The sequence below is a fragment of the Polynucleobacter sp. 35-46-11 genome (genome assembly GCF_002281105.1).
The window spans coordinates 1-1,843 of record NZ_NCFJ01000498.1 but is presented as its reverse complement, the minus strand read 5'-3'; the positions used below and the strand labels follow the sequence as shown (position 1 = coordinate 1,843).

Below are 1,843 nucleotides of genomic sequence, written 5' to 3'. Positions count from 1 at the left end.
AGGGCTGCAATCAGTTTTTGATTGTTAGCAGCGCTATCCCCATCAACACCTGCATAACGCGCTGAGTAGACTCCAGGTGCGCCATCTAATGCGTGGGCACAAATTCCGGAGTCATCGGCAAGAGCAGGTAGGCCACTAGCTGCGCTGGCATGACGTGCTTTAGTCAAGGCATTCTCAACAAAAGTGTGATGCGGCTCTTCTGCTGACGGAATGGCCAACTCACCCTGAGGGATAACCTGAAAATGAAAGGGCGCCAAGAGCTCCTGGAACTCTCGAACCTTACCGGCATTGTTAGAAGCGAGAACGAGTTTTTGCACCAGCTACCCTTTGATCTTTTATTTAAATGCTTCTTTTTGGAGTTGCGTTAAATCCGCAATACCTTGCTCTGCTAAATCTAAGAGCGCATTTAATTCAGAGCGGGAGAATGCTGCGCCTTCAGCAGTACCTTGCACTTCAATCATTCCGCCTTTGCCGGTCATAACGACATTCATATCCGTATCGCAAGAAGAGTCTTCTGGGTAATCCAAATCAAGCACTGGCACGCCTTGGTAGATGCCAACAGAAATCGCTGCAACGCTATCAATAATAGGATCTGATTTCAGTACACCACTTTGCAGGAGGGTATTAATCGCATCACGTGCGGCAACATAAGCGCCCGTAATTGATGCGGTTCTGGTTCCACCGTCAGCTTGTAAGACATCACAGTCAAGATGGATAGTTCTTTCACCCAATATTTTGAGATCAAAGACGCAACGCATCGCACGGCCAATCAAGCGCTGAATCTCTTGTGTGCGACCAGACTGCTTACCTCGTGCAGCTTCACGATCGCTACGGGTGTGAGTGGAGCGGGGGAGCATGCCGTATTCAGCAGTAACCCAACCTTCACCTGAGCCTTTTTTATGGGGAGGTACCTTTTCCAGAATACTGGCGGTACAGAGTACCTTGGTATCACCAAAAGCAATCAGAACTGAGCCTTCTGCATGCTTGGTAAAAGCACGGCTGATACTCACTGGGCGCAATTGCGTAGGGGTGCGGCCACTAGGGCGGGTGATGTTGGGCTTGGTCATGGGGTTTGGTCCTAAAGATCTACAATGTCCATATGATATCGAGCATGACTGGTTATGGCAGCGCTTCACGCCAAGTTTCCCTAGGAGCTGGTGTAGTAGCTGATCTGCAGGTGGAATGTCGGGCTGTCAACAGCCGCTTTCTGGATTTGGGCTTTCGTCTTCCGGATGAGTGTCGCGGGGCTGAGCCTGCCTTAAGAGAAATGGCGACTCAAAGCCTATCTCGAGGCAAGGTCGAGTTTCGGGCCGCATGGCGCGTTAATTCGGGTGCAGCGGGAGCTGCCAAAGCCAACCCCCATGCCTTGGGTGCCCTAAACAAAGATCGTTTAGACGCCCTGTATACCTTGCAGGAGCATGCTCAAGTCGCTTTTCCCCATGCTGAAGCATTGCGGATTTCGGATATTTTGCGCTGGCCTGGCATTGTTTCTGAACCAAGAGGTGAGGAAGAGGGTTGGATTGCCGCTACTGTGGAAGCTGGTCGTGCTGCTTTGGCTGTCCTCATGGATAGCCGCCATGCCGAAGGCAAGGCCTTAGTCACAGTATTAACGACTATCACAAGCAAAATGCGTGAGATTGTGAAGAGCATTGAGCCTAAGGTGCCGGCTTACGTTTCTCAGTACCAAGAAAAACTCACTGAACGCTTGGCTGAAGCATTAGCAGCTCAAGAGCAGGGCAAGGGTAGTTCTGGCACGGAGTTGATGGAGCGTATTCGTCAGGAGGTGGTGCTCTACGCAGTTCGTATCGATGTTGCGGAAGAGTTTGCTCGACTCAAGACTCAT

General features: G+C 50.9%; 3 protein-coding genes. 1 reads left to right on the top strand and 2 read right to left on the bottom strand.

The features are described 5' to 3' along the window. Both B7Y67_RS16845 and rph read right to left on the bottom strand, forming a co-directional pair. Positions 1–317: non-canonical purine NTP pyrophosphatase (locus tag B7Y67_RS16845; protein WP_293599615.1), on the bottom strand; the 317-nt coding region annotated here is incomplete at its 3' end. Between the two features lie 18 nt (positions 318–335). Then, positions 336–1,067, bottom strand: a complete 732-nt coding sequence (rph, locus tag B7Y67_RS16840; RefSeq protein ID WP_293599614.1) for a ribonuclease PH — start codon at positions 1,065–1,067, stop codon at positions 336–338. A 32-nt stretch (positions 1,068–1,099) separates the two neighbouring features. Here rph and B7Y67_RS16835 point away from each other — a divergent pair. Then, positions 1,100–1,843, top strand: a 744-nt coding sequence (locus tag B7Y67_RS16835; protein WP_293599613.1) for a YicC/YloC family endoribonuclease, incomplete at its 3' end; no start/stop codon positions are given.